This is a genomic window from Arthrobacter phoenicis (assembly GCF_047238215.1).
Classification (GTDB): domain Bacteria; phylum Actinomycetota; class Actinomycetes; order Actinomycetales; family Micrococcaceae; genus Arthrobacter.
In genome coordinates, this window is sequence record NZ_JBDFMK010000001.1 from 373,097 (window position 1) to 390,177 (window position 17,081).

16 protein-coding genes are annotated in these 17,081 nt (G+C 70.4%); 3 read left to right on the forward strand and 13 right to left on the reverse strand.

Translation table 11 applies throughout. The features are described 5' to 3' along the window. Positions 1-40 precede the first annotated feature (40 nt). Both ABC337_RS01705 and hflX read right to left on the reverse strand, forming a co-directional pair. Positions 41-2,131, reverse strand: a complete 2,091-nt coding sequence (locus tag ABC337_RS01705; RefSeq protein ID WP_412882618.1) for an ATP-dependent DNA helicase — start codon at positions 2,129-2,131, stop codon at positions 41-43. After that, entirely contained in the window at positions 2,124-3,701 is a 1,578-nt protein-coding gene (gene hflX, locus ABC337_RS01710) for a GTPase HflX (protein WP_412882617.1), read from the reverse strand. The genes ABC337_RS01705 and hflX overlap by 8 nt, the downstream gene beginning before the upstream one ends. 494 nt (positions 3,702-4,195) lie before the next feature. Here hflX and ABC337_RS01715 point away from each other — a divergent pair, with 494 nt between their 5' ends. Continuing rightward, positions 4,196-4,810 carry a class I SAM-dependent methyltransferase gene (locus ABC337_RS01715; protein WP_364137228.1) on the forward strand — a complete coding sequence of 205 codons (615 nt, stop codon included), beginning with the start codon at positions 4,196-4,198 and terminating at the stop codon, positions 4,808-4,810. Here ABC337_RS01715 and dapF read toward each other — a convergent pair. The 4 genes from dapF to map are packed head-to-tail and all read right to left on the reverse strand — an operon-like array spanning position 4,791 to position 9,077. Further along, positions 4,791-5,747: a diaminopimelate epimerase gene (dapF, locus tag ABC337_RS01720; protein ID WP_412882616.1), complete on the reverse strand. Its 957-nt coding sequence runs from the start codon at positions 5,745-5,747 to the stop codon at positions 4,791-4,793. The two genes, ABC337_RS01715 and dapF, sit on opposite strands and share 20 nt — an antisense overlap. Continuing rightward, positions 5,740-6,696: a tRNA (adenosine(37)-N6)-dimethylallyltransferase MiaA gene (gene miaA, locus ABC337_RS01725; protein WP_412882615.1), complete on the reverse strand. Its 957-nt coding sequence runs from the start codon at positions 6,694-6,696 to the stop codon at positions 5,740-5,742. Before miaA ends, dapF begins: the two co-directional genes overlap by 8 nt. 4 nt (positions 6,697-6,700) lie before the next feature. After that, positions 6,701-8,266, reverse strand: coding sequence for a tRNA (N6-isopentenyl adenosine(37)-C2)-methylthiotransferase MiaB (gene miaB, locus ABC337_RS01730; protein WP_412882614.1), 1,566 nt, complete (start codon positions 8,264-8,266; stop codon positions 6,701-6,703). Positions 8,267-8,300: 34 nt separating this feature from the next. After that, positions 8,301-9,077, reverse strand: a complete 777-nt coding sequence (map, locus tag ABC337_RS01735) for a type I methionyl aminopeptidase (protein WP_412882613.1) — start codon at positions 9,075-9,077, stop codon at positions 8,301-8,303. Between the two features lie 43 nt (positions 9,078-9,120). On the opposite strand from map, the gene ABC337_RS01740 reads away from it, so the two are divergent. Continuing rightward, positions 9,121-9,432, forward strand: coding sequence for a helix-turn-helix domain-containing protein (locus ABC337_RS01740; protein ID WP_412882612.1), 312 nt, complete (start codon positions 9,121-9,123; stop codon positions 9,430-9,432). A gap of 57 nt (positions 9,433-9,489) precedes the next feature. Here the strand turns inward: ABC337_RS01740 and ABC337_RS01745 are convergent, their stop codons facing one another. The 3 genes from ABC337_RS01745 to ABC337_RS01755 all read right to left on the reverse strand — a co-directional run bounded on the left by ABC337_RS01745 (position 9,490) and on the right by ABC337_RS01755 (position 11,603). After that, positions 9,490-10,005, reverse strand: a complete 516-nt coding sequence (locus ABC337_RS01745) for a regulatory protein RecX (RefSeq protein WP_412882611.1) — start codon at positions 10,003-10,005, stop codon at positions 9,490-9,492. Positions 10,006-10,063: 58 nt separating this feature from the next. Beyond that, a complete protein-coding gene (gene recA / locus ABC337_RS01750; protein WP_290258309.1) occupies positions 10,064-11,113 on the reverse strand; it encodes a recombinase RecA in 1,050 nt (349 codons plus the stop codon). 253 nt (positions 11,114-11,366) lie between these two features. Next, positions 11,367-11,603: a DUF3046 domain-containing protein gene (locus tag ABC337_RS01755; protein WP_290258310.1), complete on the reverse strand. Its 237-nt coding sequence runs from the start codon at positions 11,601-11,603 to the stop codon at positions 11,367-11,369. A 44-nt stretch (positions 11,604-11,647) separates the two neighbouring features. On the opposite strand from ABC337_RS01755, the gene ABC337_RS01760 reads away from it, so the two are divergent. Beyond that, positions 11,648-12,178 carry a MarR family winged helix-turn-helix transcriptional regulator gene (locus ABC337_RS01760; protein ID WP_412882610.1) on the forward strand — a complete coding sequence of 177 codons (531 nt, stop codon included), beginning with the start codon at positions 11,648-11,650 and terminating at the stop codon, positions 12,176-12,178. Positions 12,179-12,253: 75 nt separating this feature from the next. Here the strand turns inward: ABC337_RS01760 and ABC337_RS01765 are convergent, their stop codons facing one another. The 4 genes from ABC337_RS01765 to ABC337_RS01780 form a co-directional block, all read right to left on the reverse strand. Continuing rightward, entirely contained in the window at positions 12,254-12,694 is a 441-nt protein-coding gene (locus ABC337_RS01765; RefSeq protein ID WP_412882609.1) for a helix-turn-helix domain-containing protein, read from the reverse strand. Between the two features lie 138 nt (positions 12,695-12,832). Continuing rightward, complete coding sequence (locus tag ABC337_RS01770; protein ID WP_412882608.1) at positions 12,833-13,351, reverse strand: CinA family protein; 519 nt, start codon at positions 13,349-13,351, stop codon at positions 12,833-12,835. Next, positions 13,348-13,986, reverse strand: coding sequence for a CDP-diacylglycerol--glycerol-3-phosphate 3-phosphatidyltransferase (gene pgsA, locus ABC337_RS01775; protein WP_364137215.1), 639 nt, complete (start codon positions 13,984-13,986; stop codon positions 13,348-13,350). Before pgsA ends, ABC337_RS01770 begins: the two co-directional genes overlap by 4 nt. 25 nt (positions 13,987-14,011) lie before the next feature. Further along, the gene (locus ABC337_RS01780) at positions 14,012-16,927 is read right to left on the reverse strand and encodes an FtsK/SpoIIIE family DNA translocase (protein ID WP_412882607.1); all 2,916 of its coding nucleotides are present in this window, start codon (positions 16,925-16,927) and stop codon (positions 14,012-14,014) included. Between the last annotated feature and the right edge of the window lie 154 nt (positions 16,928-17,081).

Below are 17,081 nucleotides of genomic sequence, written 5' to 3' on the forward strand. Positions count from 1 at the left end.
GCGCCGCCAACCCCCGCCAAAACGTCCCTGCCCCGGGGGCCTACGACCCCTGCGCGGCCTCTTTCGCGAGCCGCTCCAGCGACGCCACGGCCACCGCCGGGTCCGTGGTGGCCCAGAACGGCGGCAGCGCGGCCCGGAGGAAGCCGCCGTAACGCTCGGTGGACAGCCGTGAGTCCAGCACCGCCACCACGCCGCGGTCCGACGTCGAACGGATCAGCCGGCCCGCGCCCTGCGCCAGCCGGATCGCCGCGTGCGTGGCCGAGACGCTCATGAAGCCATTGCCCCCGGCCTGCGCCACGGCCCGGGAGCGGGCCGTCATCAGCGGATCGTCCGGCCGCGGGAACGGGATCCGGTCGATCACCACCAGCCGGCAGGAGTTGCCGGGCACGTCAACGCCCTGCCACAGGGACATGGTGCCGAAGAGGCAGGTGTCCGGTTCGTCCGCGAACTGCTTGACCAGCGCGGTCATGGTGGATTCGCCCTGGCAGAGGATGCTCAGGCCCAGCCGCGGCCGGAGCGCGTCGGCGGCCTCCTCCGCGGCGCGCCGGGAGGAGAAGAGGCAGAGCGCGCCGCCGCCGGAGGCGCGGATCAGCTTCTCGAGCTCGTCCAGGGCCTCGGGCGCGGTCCCCCGGCCCGGTTTGGGCAGGTGCTTGGCGACGTAGAGGATGCCCTGTTTGGGGTATTCGAACGGCGACCCGACGTCGACGCCGGTCCAGCTCGGGGCGCCGGGGCCCACCAGGCCCAGGCCCCCCGCGGCCGGTTCGAAGGCCGAGCCGATGGCGAGGGTGGCCGAGGTCAGCACCACGGTGTGGTCCGCGAACAGGCCCTCCCGCAGCCGCCCGGCCACGCTGAGCGGGGCGATGTTGATCAGCACGGGCGCCGAATCATCCGGCTGCGAGTAGCCCTGCTGCGGGTCGAAGGTGCTCTGCCGCGAGAACCACACCACCTCGCGGTTCTCGCGGGCCGCGAGCAGGCGTTCGCAGAGCTCCAGGATCACCATCAGCCGGGAGCGCGCCAGCTGCCGGCCGCCGTCGGCCGTGGTGGAGCCGTCTCCCTTGGAGTCGGAGAGCGCCGCACGGCAGGCGTCCCGGAGCTGGTCCACGCAGTCGAGCTGTTCGCTGTTCAGGCCATTGGGCATCAGTCCGCCGGGCACCCCCGCAACGGCGAGCTCAAGGTTCGCGGCGGCGTTGTTCAGCGCGTCCACGGTGATGCCGGTGTGCTTGCGGGCGCCCGAGGCGGCGGCGTGGACCATGGCCACGGAGAGCTGGCCGGAGACGGCCCCGGTGACCCGGTCCTGGAGTTCGTGCGCCTCGTCCACGACGACGACGTCGTATTCGGGCAGCACGGCCAGGCCCTCGAAGGCGCTCACGGCCAACATGGCGTGGTTGGTGACCACGACGTCGGCGTCCGCCGCGTCCTGGCGCGCCAGTTCGCTGAAGCATTCGGCGGCCGACGGGCACTTCTGCGCGCCGAGGCATTCCATGGCGGTGACGGACACCTGCCGCCAGGCGCGGTCGGTCACGCCGGGGAGCAGTTCGTCGCGGTCGCCGGTGGCCGTGTCCTCGGCCCATTCCCGGAGCCGGACCACTTCCCGGCCCAGCTGCGAGGAGGGGCCGCCCATGGCGGCGGCGAAGTGCGGGACCGAGGTGTCCTCACCCAGGGAGAAGAGCTGGCCCTCGGCGGGTTCCTCGGACGGGAACCCACCCTCGAGCTTGTGCCGGCACACGTAGTTGGACCGGCCCTTGACCAGGGCGATCTTGACGGGCCGCTTCAGGGCAGGGGTGATGGCCTTGAGCAGTCGCGGCAGGTCCCGGCCGACGATCTGGGTCTGCAGGGCCAGGGTGGCCGTGGAGACCAGGGTGGGCTTGTCGCTGTCCAGCGAGTGGGCGATCAGCGGGACCAGGTACGCCAGGGACTTTCCGGTGCCGGTGCCGGCCTGGACCAGCAGGTGGTCGCCTGTGTCGATGGCGCGGGCCACCTGGCGGGCCATTTCGTGCTGGCCGTCACGGCTCTGCCCGCCCATCGCGGCGACCGCCCGGTCGAGGAGCTCGATCACGAGCTCCTCGCCGGTGGCGCCGCTGGGGGCCGGGCGTGCGTCGCTGTCCGCTTCCGCCACGGCCGGTTCAGTCATTGCGGATGAAGGGATCCAGCTCGGCCGCCAGGCCTTCGCGCACCATGACGACGGCGCGCGTGCCGGTCTCCTCGTGGTCCAGGCTGACGATCTCCGCCTCGGTCTCGTGCAGCTTGCTGAGCACGTCGCCGCGGCTGTACGGGATCATCAGTTCCAGCTTCACGCTGGGCCGCGGGATGCCTTCGCTGACGGCCCGCAGCAGCTCGGGGATGCCCTCGCCGGTGCGGGCGGAGACCACCACGTGGCGCGGTTCGCGCTGCTTCAGGCGCTCCACCACGAACGGGTCCGCGGCGTCGGCCTTGTTCAGGACGATGATCTCGGGCACCTTGCGGGCGTCGACCTCGCTGAAGACGGACCGGACGGCCGCGATCTGGCCCTCGGGGTCCGGGTGCGAGACGTCCACCACGTGCAGGATCAGATCCGAGTCGGCGACCTCCTCCAGGGTGGACCGGAACGCCTCCACCAGCTGCGTGGGCAGCGAGCGGACGAAGCCCACGGTGTCGGCCAGGGTGTAACCCAGGCCGTCGGAGGTCTCGGCCTTGCGCACGGTGGGGTCCAGGGTGGCGAACAGGGCGTTCTCCACCAGCACGCCGGCGTCGGTCAGCCGGTTCAGCAGCGAGGACTTCCCGGCGTTGGTGTAGCCGGCGATCGCGACGGACGGGACGGCGTTACGACGGCGGTTGGCCCGCTTGGTCTCACGCGCCGGCTTCATGGCCGCGATTTCGCGGCGCAGCTTGGCCATCCGGGTGCGGATCCGCCGGCGGTCCAGTTCGATCTTCGTCTCACCGGGGCCACGGGAGCCCATGCCGGCGCCGGCGCCGCCCACCTGGCCACCGGCCTGGCGGGACATCGACTCGCCCCAGCCGCGGAGGCGGGGAAGCAGGTACTCGAGCTGGGCCAGTTCCACCTGGGCCTTGCCCTCGCGGCTCTTGGCGTGCTGGGCGAAGATGTCCAGGATCAGCGCGGTCCGGTCGATCACCTTGACCTTGACGATATCCTCGAGCGCACGCCGCTGGGAGGGCGCCAGTTCGGCGTCGACCACAACGGTGTCCGCGCCGGTGGACATCACGATGTCCTTGAGCTCCTGGGCCTTGCCCGAGCCCAGGAAGGTTCCCGGGTCCGGCTTTGCCCGGCGCTGGACCAGCCCGTCGAGCACCTCGGAGCCGGCCGTCTCGGCCAGCGCGGCGAGTTCGCGGAGGGAGTTCTCGGCGTCGGCCAGGGTCCCCTCGGACCAGAGGCCGGCCAGCACCACGCGCTCCAGTCGGAGCTGCCGGTACTCGACCTCGGTGACGTCTTCGAGTTCGGTGGACAGCCCGGCGGTGCGGCGCAGGGCACGGCGCTCTTCGAGGTCCTGCTGGTCGCCGTCGTAGCTGCCGTGCTCGGTGGCCAGGCCGGAGATGGCCTGGGCCCGGCCCAGGACCGCGCGGGGTTCGGCGGTGTCCGCGTCGGCGGCGCCGGTGTCCTTGGCGGGGGAATCCTTGGAAAGAATCCGGTCGATCACAGCCTGGATCTCGGCAGGACTCATGTCCTGGGCTGCTGAATCGGGTCCGGTGTTGGGCTGACTGGTCATGGTCTCCTTTGAAGGGTCTGCCATTTCAGAATAATGCTGATCGGTGCGGTGCGGTGCGGAATTCGCGCTGGGCTGACGATGTGGGGTCATCCGTGCCTCCTGGCTGTCCTGCGGCGGCGGTGCCGCGGACGGGCGGGCTCCTCGGCGGAGCGGCGGGTGGGGTCCGTGGGTCCTGGAAGGTTTCCTCACGGGCGGTGCTGCACGCCGGTCGGTTCCGCGGGTGACGGCGGGGCCGTGCGGTGGGATCTTCGAGGCGTGGAGTTTCCGGCATTGCTGGAATGAGTGCCGGAACAGGCCGCGGGTCGCCGCGGCCGGAGGGGTCCAGCGGAGGGCGGGGCCTGCGTCGCTGGAGGGCGGATCACCCGCTGAGGCGGGGCGCCCGTGCCGGTGCCTGGTGGCCGGCTATTCGAAGATCAGGAACATGCCTCCAAGTTTACCAGAGCGCACCTTTCCGGTTTCCCAAGCCCGCGGACGGCCAACTACTCTGGCACGTTATGGAGTCTGCACACTATTTCAGCGCCCAGCCGGCCGGGCCGTTCACCCGCAAGCCCCTCACCGTGGAACTGGCCGGCGCGCCGCGGCAGCTGCAGACCTCCAGCGGAATCTTCAGTCCCGACGGCGTCGACAAGGGCACCGCGGTGCTGCTGGCGGATGTCCCTGCCCCGGCCCCGCAGGGAAACCTGCTGGACATCGGCTGCGGCTGGGGTCCGATCGCGCTGACGATGGCGCTGAAGGCCCCGCACGCGCACGTCTACGCCGTGGACGTCAACGAGCGCTGCGTGGCCCTGACCAACGAAAACGCGGCACTGCTGGGCCTGGAGAACGTCACGGCCAGCACCCCCGGCGAGGTGGACCCGGAGCTGCGCTTCGACACCATCTGGTCCAACCCGCCCATCCGGATCGGCAAGGACGAGCTGCATTCCCTGCTGCTGCTCTGGCTGCCGCGGCTGGCGCCGGGCGGGTCGGCGTGGCTGGTGGTGCAGAAGAACCTCGGCTCGGATTCGCTGCAGCGCTGGCTGGGCACGGAGCTGGACAGCAGCTTCACGGTGACCCGGGAGAGCACCTCGAAGTCGTTCCGGATCCTTCGGGTCAGGAAAGCGTCCCGCTAGCGACGATCACGGCCGGGCCGCTGAGCTCGACGTGCTCGTGTCCGTCCGGGGCGACGAAGAACTTCACGCCGACGACGCCGCCGGGCACCGTGACGTTCCAGGCGTCGGGCGCGCCCTGACCGGCCCAGTGCCGGATCGCGACGGCGGCCGCGCAGGCGCCGGTGCCGCAGGAGAGGGTCTCGCCCACTCCGCGTTCGTGGACGCGCATGCTGATGGCGCCGACGCCGTCGTGGACCAGCGGCTCGGCGGGGACGACAAACTCGACGTTGGTTCCGTGCGGCGGCTCCGGGTCCACGCGCGGTGCGGCGAACAGTTCGGTGGCGTCCAGTTCTGCCTGCTCGGCGAGGGCGACGACGGTGTGCGGGTTGCCCATGCTGACCGAGAGGGCGGGGCGGGCGACGTCGAGGCCGTGGGCGCTGACGAGGGAGTCCATGGCCCGGGCGGTGGCCTCGCCGGGGAAGATGAATTCCCAGGGGCCCATGTCCACGGCGTAGCCGGAGGCGGTGCGGACGACGGTCTTGATGCCGGCGCGGGTGCCGATCACGAGGGATTCCCCGGCGGGCAGGTCCACGAGGCCCTGCTGGACCAGGAAGTGGACGAAGACCCGGACGCCGTTGCCGCACATTTCCGACAGCGATCCGTCACCGTTGCGGTAGTCCATGAACCACTCCGCCTCCGGGTGCTGCGCGAGCAGTTCGGTGCCCTCGGGCAGGAACCGGGAGGGGACCGCGCGGATCAGCCCGTCGCCCCCGATGCCGCGGTGCCGGTCACAGAGGGCCGCGACCTGCTCGGCGGTCACTTCCAGTGCCCCGTGCGGGTCCGCGATCAGGACGAAGTCGTTGCCGGTGCCGTGGCCCTTGGAGAAGGCGAGCCCGGACAGTGCTGTGGTGTCGGCGTGGGCCGTGGAAGCGGCAGTTCCGGCGAGAGTGTCATCCATGGTCCAAGGCTACCGGGCCGCCTCCCGCCGGGACCAACGCCAGTTGCGTTGCCTTCGCCACGAGGTCAGGGTCCTGCCAGTCGAGCCAGGCGATCCGCGGGTCGGCGCGGAACCAGGTGAGCTGGCGGCGGGCGAACTTCCGGGTGGCTGCGATGGTGTCCTCGGCGGCGTGCGCGATGTCGGATTCGCCGTCGAGGACCTTCAGGAACTGGGCGTAGCCGAGGGCGCGGGAGGCCGTTTTGCCCCGGCGCAGGCCCTCGGCGTCCAGCCGTCGCACCTCCTCGAGCAGGCCGCGGTCCACCATGGCGTGCACCCGGGCGGCGAGGCGTTCGCGCAACTGCTCCCGGTCCACCTCGAGGCCGATCTGGACGGCCGGGCGGTGGTAGGTGCGGTCCGGCATGAAGGAGCTGAAGGGCCGGCCGGTCAGTTCGTACACCTCGAGGGCACGGATGACCCGCCGGGCGTCGCCCAGGCGCCCGGCCGAGACCGGGTCCACCTGCTCCAGGCGGGCCCGCAGCGGTGCCAGGCCTTCCGCCGCCTCCTCCGCCTCGAGCCGGGCACGGACCGCCGGGTCCGTGCCGGGGAAGTCCAGGACGTCCAGGACGGCCCGGACGTAGAGCCCGGATCCGCCGGCGAGGATGGCACGTTTCCCGCGGGCGTGGATGCCGTCAATGGCCTCCCGGGCCTGCCGTTGGAAGTCCGAGACGCTGGCCTCCTTGGTGACGTCCATGATGTCGAGCAGGTGGTGCGGGACGCCGCGTCGCTCGGCATCAGTGATCTTGGCGGTGCCGATGTCCATGCCGCGGTAGAACTGCATGGCGTCCGCGTTGACCACCTCGCCGTCGAGCGCCAATGCGAGGTCGACTGCCAGGTCGGACTTCCCGGAGCCGGTGGGGCCGACGACGGCGATTACCGGCGGCGGGGCGGCGGACAGTTCGGCTCCGGTCACGGCGTCAGCGGCCGCGCACGGGCAGCGCGGGCATGCCGAGGGACACCCCGGTCTTGCCACCGCCGGCCGCGGCGGGGCCGGGTGCGCCGCAGGAGTCGGCCTGGGACCGGTCCCAGGCGTCGCCGGCGCGGGAGCGGCGCAGCTGGTAGTCCTCGGGCGACGCGGGGTCAGCGATGAGGTGGAAGGACGCGGCTTCCGTGACCGTGACGGTGACGAGGTCGCCGGGGCGGGGGCTCTCGGCGCCGTCGGGCACGGAGAAGTGCACCAGGCGCTGGTCCTGCGCGCGGCCCGAGAGGCGGTGGGTCTCCCCCGCCTTCCGGCCCTGCTGGGCGGTGACCATGACCTCGACCCGGCGGCCTACCTGGCGGGCGTTTTCCTCGGCGGCGATCCGGTCCTGCAGGGCGGTGAGCCGTTCGAAGCGTTCCTGCACCACGGCCTTGGGCAGCTGTTCGGGCAGGTCGGCGGCGGGGGTGCCGGGCCGCTTGGAGTACTGGAAGGTGAAGGCGGTGGCGAAGCGCGAGCGTTCCACGACGTCCAGGGTGGCCTGGAAGTCCTCCTCGGTCTCCCCCGGGAAGCCGACGATGATGTCGGTGGAGATCGCCGCGTGCGGGATCTTGTCCCGGACCTTGTCGAGGATGCCCAGGAACTTGGTGGAGCGGTAGGAGCGCTTCATGTCCTTGAGCACCTTGTCCGAGCCGGACTGCAGGGGCATGTGCAGCTGCGGCATGACGTTGGGGGTCTCCGCCATCGCCTCGATGACGTCGTCGGTGAAGGCGGCGGGGTGCGGGCTGGTGAACCGGACGCGTTCCAGTCCGGGGATCTCCCCACAGGCGCGCAGCAGCTTGGAGAAGGCTTGACGGTCGCCGAATTCGACGCCGTAGGAGTTCACGTTCTGGCCCAGCAGGGTGACCTCGATGGCGCCGTCGTCCACGAGGGCCTGGATTTCGGCGAGGATGTCGCCGGGGCGGCGGTCCTTTTCCTTGCCGCGCAGGGCCGGGACGATGCAGAAGGTGCAGGTGTTGTTGCAGCCGACGGAGATGGAGACCCAGCCGGCGTAGACGGAGTCGCGCTTGGTGGGCAGCGTGGAGGGGAACACGTCGAGGGATTCGAGGATTTCCAGCTGCGCCTCGTCGTTGTGGCGGGCCCGGTCCAGCAAGGCCGGCAGGGCGCCGACATTGTGGGTGCCGAACACCGCGTCGACCCACGGCGCCTTCTTCAGGATGGTCTCTCGGTCCTTTTGCGCCAGGCAGCCGCCGACGGCGATCTGCATGCCCGGGTTCGCATCCTTGACCGGGCGGAGGATGCCGAGGTTGCCGTAGAGCTTGTTGTCCGCGTTCTCGCGCACGGCGCAGGTGTTGAAGACCACGACGTCGGCAAGATCACCCTCGGAGCGAACGTACCCGGCGGCCTCGAGCAGGCCGGACATGCGCTCGGAGTCGTGCACGTTCATCTGGCACCCGAAGGTGCGCACCTGGTACGTGCGGGCGGGCGCGGAGGCCGCCGCGTCCGACGCCGAGGAATCGGCGTCCGTCGAGGGGCTGTCGGCTGGGGAGGGAATGGTCAAACTCACCCGTTAAGGGTACCGGCTCTGCCCGGGGCGCGGACTACGCGGGCGGGGCGAGGGTGAGGATCTCGGCCCCGCTCTCCGTGATGGCGATGGTGTGTTCGCTGTGGGCGGTCCGGCAGCCGGTGGCGCTGCGGAGCGTCCAGCCGTCGGCGTCGGTCACCAGGGTGGCCGTGTCCTCCATGATCCAGGGCTCCAGCGCCAGCAGCAGTCCCGGCCTGAGCGTGAAGCCGCGGCCGGGCCGGCCGGTGTTGGGCACGTGCGGGTCCTGGTGCATGGTGGAGCCGATGCCGTGGCCGCCGAATTCGGTGTTGACCGGGTAGCCGGCCGCGGTGAGGACCCCGCCGATGGCGGCCGAGAGGTCGCCGATCCGGGCGCCCGGTCTCGCCGCCGCAATGCCCGCGGCCAGGGCGCGTTCGGTGGTCTCGATCATCGCGACGCTCGCGGCGGGGCGCGCTTCGCCGACGAGGAAGCTGATGGCCGAGTCCGCGGCGATGCCGTTCCTGGAGACGGCGAGGTCAAGGGTGAGCAGGTCACCGTCGGCCAGGCGGTAGTCGTGGGGCAGTCCGTGCAGGACGGCGTCGTTCACGGCCGTGCAAATGTAGTGGCCGAACGGTCCGCGGCCGAAGGAGGGCGCGTAGTCGACGTAGCAGGATACGGCGCCGGCCGCGGCGATGAGTTCTTTGGTCCAGCGGTCAACGTCCAGCAGGTTGGTGCCGACGGTGGTGCGGCTCTTGACGGTCTGCAGGATGCCCGCGACGAGGGCACCGGACCCGCGGGCCCGGTCCAGTTCGGCGGCGTTGAGAATCTCGATCATCCAATAACTATACCGTCCATATTATCCCGGTACACTGGGTGTCATGGTCAGACTCCCACTCTCCCCCGACGAGGTCCGCCGCGGCCAACGCCTGGGCACGCTGCTGCGCGAGGCCCGCGGCGACCGGTCGATGCTGGAGGTGGCCCTGGCCGCCGGAGCCTCCCCCGAGACGCTGCGGAAGATCGAGACCGGCCGGATCGCCACCCCTGCTTTCCCGACGATCGCCGCATTGGCCGAGGTCCTTGGGATGTCCCTGGACCGGCTGTGGGAGGGCGTCAGGGATGCCGAGCCCGACTTGTCAGCAGCCGGCCGCCCGACGGACGCGCCAGCGACGGACGTGCGCGCGGCGTCCTAGGACCTCGGACGTACCGAAACCTGCCGCGGCCGGCGCGCTCCGGAGGAAAACGCCGCCTTAGGGCCAGGCTCCATCATCGAAGGGCGGCCCGTCACCCGCGCCGCCATCCTGCAGCGACGCGTCGATGACCTCGTTGACGATCCGGAAGGCCTGGCCGGGCTGGTAACCCTTCCGGGCGAGCATGGACGCAAGCCGCCGGACGGCCTTGTCCCGTTCCGCCCGGTCCTCGAGGCCGTGCAGGGACCGGAGCTTCCGCTCCACCAGTTGGCGGGCGGCCGCGTCTTCCTGCTCGTCGGTCACCTGGGAGAGCGCCTCGGCCGCCGCGTCCTCCGCGACGCCCTTCTCGGCCAGTTCCCGGCGCAGCGCTCCCCTGGCGAGCTTCCGGTTCTCCGAGCGGCTCCTGACCCACGTCCGGGCGAATTCCGCGTCGTCTACCAGCCGGACCGCCTCGAAGCGGTCCAGCACGGCCTCGGCCACATCCTCGGGGATGTTCCGCTCGGCGAGTTTGCGCTCGAGCTGGTGCCGGCTCTTGGCGGAGCCGGTCAGCTGCCGCAAGATGATGGTGCGGGCCACCGACGCGGGATCCGCGTCGGCGTCCAGCTCCGGCGCCGGTGGCTGAGAAGCCCGTGGCTTAGAACCCGTCAACGGCCTTCAGCTTCGGCGACTCTTCCGCGTCGGCTGCCTTGACGCCGACGCCGAGCTTTTCCTTGATCAGGCGCTCGAGCTCCGCTGCCAGCTCCGGGTTGTCGCGGAGGAAGCGGCGGGAGTTCTCCATGCCCTGGCCCAGCTGGTCACCGTCGTAGGTGAACCAGGAACCGGACTTCTTGATCAGGCCGTGCTCGACACCCATGTCGATGATGCCGCCCTCGCGGGAGATGCCCTGGCCGTAGATGATGTCGAATTCGGCGATCTTGAAGGGCGGGGCCATCTTGTTCTTGACGATCTTGGCCTTGGTCCGGTTGCCGACCGAGTCCGCGCCCTCCTTGAGGGTCTGGATCCGGCGGACGTCGATGCGGATGGAGGCGTAGAACTTCAGCGCCTTACCACCGGTGGTGGTTTCCGGGGAGCCGAAGAAGACACCGATCTTCTCGCGGAGCTGGTTGATGAAGATGGCGGTGGTCTTGGTCTGGCTCAGCCGGCCAGTGATCTTACGCAGGGCCTGGCTCATCAGGCGGGCCTGCAGGCCGACGTGGCTGTCGCCCATGTCGCCTTCGATTTCGGCGCGGGGCACCAGTGCGGCGACGGAGTCGATCACGACGATGTCCAGCGAGCCGGAGCCCACCAGCATGTCCATGATTTCCAGGGCCTGCTCACCGGTGTCCGGCTGCGAGACGAGCAGCGCGTCCGTGTCCACGCCCAGCTTGGCGGCGTATTCGGGGTCCAGGGCGTGTTCGGCGTCGATGAAGGCCGCGATGCCGCCCTGGCGCTGGGCGTTGGCGACGGCGTGCAGCGCCACGGTGGTCTTACCGGAGGATTCGGGGCCGTAGATCTCTACGACGCGGCCGCGGGGCAGGCCGCCAATGCCAAGGGCGACATCCAGGGCGATGGAGCCGGTGGGAATGACCTCGATGGGGGCGCGGACTTCATCGCCCAGGCGCATGACCGAGCCCTTGCCGAACTGCTTGTCAATCTGGGCGAGTGCTGCGTCGAGCGCCTTCTGGCGATCCGGGGCTGCGGCCATGATTCACACCTCAAAAACTTTCTCATTGGAGAGTGGCCGTCACGGCCGTTGCTGTCATCACCGACGTTAGGGGCAGCCACTGACAAAGTTGCCGCCGTCGTCGCGTATGTGGAAAACGCTCTGAAAAAAGCATAGCCCGACCCGAACAGATATTCGAACAATCCCCCGGCGTGTCAGCTACCCCGGGAGGCCGGGCGCCCACGGGGCGGGCCTGGTTCACCAGACCAACGTCAGCGGGCCAACGTCGCCGGGCCTAGTTCAGCGGGCCTTGGTCGCGGGGCTTGATGTCGCGGCCCAGCCGGCGCTCCGCGGGCACGTCCTGGACGTCGCACATGGCCAGCCACACCTGTTTGGGCGGAATGCCGGCGCTCAGCGCCTGGTCCGCGGTGCGTCCTCCGACGCCGGCCAGGACCAGGGAGCTGCTGAGGACGCGGGAGTAGCCGGCACCGAACTCGTCGTCCATGAGCCGCCAGAAGTCGCTGATTCGCACCGCACAAGTCTCTCACGGAAGGGGACCCCGGTGCGGACCCTAGAATGGTTGCTATGAGCACCATTGACCACGCCGAGACCACGCCGGAGCAGGGTTCCGGGGCCGGCGCGGCCTCCCCCGACGAGTCCATTGCCGAGGTGGAACACCAGCTGAGCCTGCTGTGGCGGCGCGCCCGTTCCGTCTCGCAGCGGCTCTCCCGCGAGGTGCACCCGGACATGGAACCCGCCGCGTACGGCCTGCTCTCGGTGCTCCGGACGAGGGGTCCGATCCGCTTGACCGAGCTGGCGGCCTGGCTGGGCGTGGGCAAGCCGTCGGTCAGCCGCCAGGTGGCGTTCCTGGAGGGACTCGGCCTGGTGTCCAAGGCCGCGGACCCGCTGGACGGCAGGGCGCAGGCGATCAGCCTGACGGCCTTGGGCGAGGAGAAGATGCACCTGGTGCAGGACGCCCGGCGCGAGGTGTTCCGGGACCGGCTGGCGGAGTGGCCCGCCGGAGACCTGGCGGCCTTCGCCGGGTACATGGCCCGGCTCAACGCCAGTTACGAACGGGACGGCTTCCCGCGCGACGAAGAGCTCTAAAAGACCTACAGGGGCACGCAAAAGGTCCCCGGCACACCGCCGGGGACCTTTTCTATGCTTGTGGTGACGCTGGGTTTAGCGGGCGCCCGAGAGCAGTCCGGTTCCCAGTTCGTCGTTCAGTTCAGTGTCCAGGTCACGGCCGTACCGCTGGGAGAATTCCTGCGGAACGGTGTCCGGCACTGCCACGCCCTCGGCCACGGCGACACGGTCGCTGACCTCGCGGAGCATGCTGGAGAGCGGAACATCGAGGGCCGTGCAGATCGAGGAGAGCAGCTCCGAGGAGGCTTCCTTCTGGCCGCGCTCCACTTCGCTCAGGTAGCCCAGGGATACTCGGGCACTGTGCGAGACTTCGCGGAGGGTACGGCCCTGGCGCTGGCGGACGTCGCGCAGGACATCGCCAATTTCGTGACGAAGTACAACCATCTTGCGCTCCTTCTGTTCGCTCTTAGCCTGATCGGCGAGGCCCACATCCTTCCAGCGGACAACGCCGTTAACGGATACGGGCTGCTTTACCATCTGTATCGCCTTGCTCCCTCGTTGGTCGGTTCGCCGTTTCGGTGCGAACGTCTCGGTGACTTCATCCTATGCGCCGCCCTTCTTCGATGGCGACACAATGTAACAACTATTCGAAATCACGTTTTGTTCCCCGTTACTTTACGGGCCGGTAGCACCGCCGACGGCGTCGAGCAGCCGCTCGAGTGCGGCGCCGCAGGAGAGCGCCCGGATCTCCTGCCGGCTGCCTTCGAAGCGGTAGGGGTAGGACGCCGCTCCCTCCGCCGTGGCGACCCCGATGAAGACGGTGCCCACGGGCTTGCCGTCGTGGGCGTCGGGGCCGGCGACGCCGGTGGTGGAGACGCCGACGTCGGCGCCGCACGCGCGGCGGGCGCCCGCGGCCATGGCGGCGGCAACGTCGCCGTCGACCGATCCGGCCGTGTCGAGGAGGGCCTCAGGGACGCCCAGCAGCGCTGCCTTGACCTCGTTGGCGTAGGCGACGACGCCGCCGCGGAGCATCGCGGAGGCGCCGGGGGTGTCGGCGAGGACGGCGGCGACCATGCCGGCGGTGAGCGACTCGGCCGTGGCCACCGTCAGCCCGGCGGCCACGGACCGCTGCACGGCTTCGCCGGCAAGGCGGTGCAAGTTCGGGTGTGCTTCCGGGTGCAGGGGGCCGGTCACGGGGCGCCCTCCTGGATCTTCTGCTGCTGTGCCTTGATGCCGCGGGCGCGGAGCTTCATGGCCTCGATGACGTACTCGGCGCCGGTCCAGACCGTGATGGCGAGGGCCGCGAGCATCACGATGAAGCCGAGCACGCCCAGCCACGGGGCGATCGCGGCGAGCGGGACGACGTAGAGGAAGATCGCGGCGGTCTGCACCACGGTCTTGAGCTTGCCGCCGCGGGAGGCGGGGATCACTCCGTAGCGGATGACGAAGAAGCGCAGGGCGGTGATGCCCCACTCGCGGATCAGGATCAGGGCGGTCACCCACCAGGGCAGCTCGCCCAGCAGGGAGAGCATCACCAGGGCGGAGCCGATCAGCAGCTTGTCCGCGATGGGGTCAGCGATCTTGCCGAAGTCGGTGACCAGGCCGCGGCTGCGGGCGATGTCGCCGTCGAGCTTGTCGGTGTAGATCGCGACGGCGAAGACGGCGACGGCGGCCCAGCGCCACGGCCCGTTGCCGGCGTGCAGGCCGGGGGCGTCCGCGACGAGGCACCAGATGAAGAAGGGCACCAGCGCGATCCGCAGCATCGTCAGGATGTTGGGCAGGTTCCAGATCTGCGGGGCGGACCCCGGGTTGTTCTCTGCGCTAGTCACTCTCTTAGGCTACCGTCTGCACCGGTTACCGGCCGGTGAGCGACCAGGCGTCCTCGGAGCCCTCGTCCTCGCCGCCGTCCGCGCCGTCGTAGTATTCGACGCTCTGGGCCCGATTGTCCAGGTCCGCCGCCACCAGGTCCTCGGCGTAGCCGCCCTGGGCGATGTTGGCGTTGGCGTTATCGCTCAGCGCTGCGGTCTGCGAGTCGGCCGCGGCCGGGGCGTCCTGGCCCTTCATGGCCGCCAGCACGGCCGCGAGGTCGTCCGGCTTGACCAGCACGTCGCGGGCCTTGGAACCTTCGGAGGGTCCCACCACTCCCCTGGATTCGAGCAAGTCCATGAGCCGGCCGGCCTTCGCGAAGCCGACGCGGAGCTTGCGCTGCAGCATCGAGGTGGAGCCGAACTGCGTGGTGACCACGAGTTCGGTGGCCTGCAGCAGCACCTCCAGGTCGTCTCCGATGTCGTCGTCGATCTGCTTCTTCTCCGCCTCGGGGGCGACGTCCTCGCGGTAGACGGCCTGCAGCTGGCCCTTGACGTGCTCGACCACCTTGTGGATCTCGGATTCGGTGACCCAGGCGCCTTGGACGCGCATGGCCTTGGAGGCGCCCATCGGCAGGAAGAGCGCATCGCCCTGGCCGATCAGCTTCTCCGCGCCGGGCTGGTCGAGGACGACGCGGGAGTCGGTGACCGATGAGGTGGCGAACGCCATCCGGGACGGGACGTTGGCCTTGATCAGGCCGGTGACGACGTCCACCGAGGGCCGCTGCGTGGCGAGCACCAGGTGGATGCCGGCGGCGCGGGCCAGCTGGGTGATGCGCACGATCGAGTCTTCGACGTCGCGCGGGGCGACCATCATCAGGTCGGCGAGCTCGTCCACGATCACCAGCAGGTACGGGTACGGGCGGATGACGCGCTTGGAGTCCACGGGCGGGTGGACCTTCCCGGCGCGGACGGCCTTGTTGAAGTCGTCGATGTGCTTGAAGCCGTAGTTGGCCAGGTCGTCGTAGCGGGCGTCCATTTCGCGGACGACCCACTGCAGCGCCTCCGCGGCCTTCTTGGGGTTGGTGATGATGGGGGTGATCAGGTGCGGGACGCCCTCGTAGGCAGTCAGTTCCACGCGCTTGGGGTCGACCATGACCATGCGCACCTCGTCCGGGGTGGAACGCATCAGGATCGAGGTGATCATCGAGTTCACGAACGAGGACTTACCGGCACCGGTGGCACCGGCCACGAGCAGGTGCGGCATCTTGGCGAGGTTGGCCACGACGTAGCCGCCCTCGACGTCCTTGCCGACGCCCATCACCATCGGGTGGTCCGTGCGGCGGGCGTTCTGGCTGCGGAGGACATCGCCCAGGGAGACCGTCTCGCGGTCCGTGTTGGGGATCTCGATGCCGATCGCGGACTTGCCCGGGATGGGGCTGAGGATCCGGACGTCGGAGCTGGCCACCGCGTAGGAGATGTTCTTGGACAGGGCGGTGACACGTTCGACCTTGGTGCCGGGCGAGAGTTCGATCTCGTACCGGGTGACGGTGGGGCCGCGGCTGAAGCCGGTCACGGTCGCGTCCACGTTGAACTGCTGCAGGGTGTCGGTCAGGGCGGCGACGACGGCGTCGTTGGCCTCCGTGCGCTCCTTGGGGATGGAGCCCGGCGTCAGGAAGTCCGAGGCCGGCAGCGTGTAGGTGACGTCGCCGGCGAGGGAGAGCTGCTCGGTCCGCTGCGGGATCGGGGTGGGCTGCGGCACGGGGGCGACGGGGTTGGCCGGCACCTTGGCCGCGGCGGCCGCGGCGCCCGGGGTGACGGACCCGGCGGCAATCATGCCGGGGGTGATCTGCGGGATGGCTTCGGTGGCGTTCTCCGGAGCGGCGGCGCTGTCCGCCGCTGTGCCCAGGCCCTGGGCGGCCTTGATCTTCTCGACGGCGATCTCGGCCTGGGTGGGCCGGCGCACGCCGGGCGCGACGGCGGGTGCCTTGCGGCCGCGGCGGCCGCCGTCGTCGTGGGCGTCGTCGGGTTCGTCGTCGACGACGGCGTGCTCAAAGGCCTCGTCGCCGACGTAGCCCTCGAGGCGGGCGTCGGCGGCGTCCTGGTCCTTGCCGAAGAGCCGCCTGCGCTGCTTCTTCGGCGCGGGGGCGTCGTTCTCGTAGAGGTAGCTGCGGTCGTGGGCGTCGGTCTCCGGTTCGTCCCGGAGGTCGATGCCCATGAGGTGTTCGTAGGCGCCGCGGATCCGGGAGGGAATGGCGCCGAACGGCGTGGCGGTGACGATCAACAAGGAAGTGAACGCGAGCAGGCTGTAGAGGGCCACCGGGACCGCGGGGTGGATGGTGGCCAGCGGCGCGGCGGCGAGGTAGCCGAGCATGCCGCCGGCGCGGCGGAGGCCGTCGAAGCCCTCGGCGACGCCGGGCTGGCCGCCGATGATGTGGGCGAGGCCGCAGCCGGCGAAGGTCATGATGAGGAAGCCGATGCCGACGCGGTTGTTGCCGCGGCCGTCCACCGGCTGGCGGAAGAGCCGGAAGGCGCAGACGAACAGCATGAGCGGCAGCAGCAGGGTCATCCAGCCGAAGGTGCCGTTGACGATGCCGTAGACCAGGTCCGGGAACCAGCCGCGGAAGCCCCACCAGGCGAAGGTGGCCACGAAGACGCCGAGGACCAGGTTGAACAGGGCGGCGCCGTCGCGGCGGTCCTCGGGGTGGAGGTCGCTGACGTCGGAGCCGATGCGGCGGATCCCGGCGCCCAGGACGTGCCCGACGCCGAGCCAGGCGCCCGCGACGACGCGGACCAGCCAGGGCTGGTGCGGTTCGACGGCGGCCATCTGCCGGGTACGGGCCGTCCCCTGCGTGCGGGATTTGGACGCGGCTGCGCCGGAGCCTTTGGCCGAAGATGTGCCTGATTTGCCCCGCGGGCTGCCGCTTGAGTTGCCTCTAGGCGCGGAAGTAGTTCGTGTCGCCATACCTGCCACGGTACCCGAGGACCGGCCGGATGCCCCGGATTTCCGGGGCGGAGCGGGCCATGTTGGCGCTCCCCGGCCCGGCGGGCTCACGGCTCGGCGCTCCCCCGTCCCCGGCGGATTCACGGCACAGCGGGCTCACGGCACGGAGGGGCCG